Source organism: Phaeodactylibacter luteus (genome assembly GCF_007993045.1).
GTDB lineage: Bacteria > Bacteroidota > Bacteroidia > Chitinophagales > Saprospiraceae > Phaeodactylibacter > Phaeodactylibacter luteus.
In genome coordinates this window covers 1-203 of the sequence record NZ_VOOR01000298.1, presented here as the reverse complement: position 1 = coordinate 203, position 203 = coordinate 1, and the positions used below count along the sequence as shown (strand labels likewise).

Sequence of the window (203 nt, the reverse complement as noted above, 5' to 3'; positions counted from 1 at the left end):
TCTGGACGGATACGGACAGTTCATCTACGAGATCACTGGCCCACAGGTGACTGGCAGCAACGGCAACGTAGCGGTCATCCCTGAGCAGACGTTCACAGGCTTTACTGGCGACTTCCTGCCTGTACTGTCTCCAAACTTAGGCGGCAACGCACTGACTGTAGCCCTGAACGGCTCTTCTTCTATCGAGTTTAATCTGACTGCAC

1 protein-coding gene is annotated in these 203 nt (G+C 54.2%); it reads left to right on the top strand.

Annotation, left to right across the window (positions count from 1 at the left end; translation table 11 throughout):
• A partial coding sequence (locus tag FRY97_RS22895) for a hypothetical protein (protein ID WP_170254936.1) occupies positions 1–203 on the top strand: 203 nt, incomplete at both ends.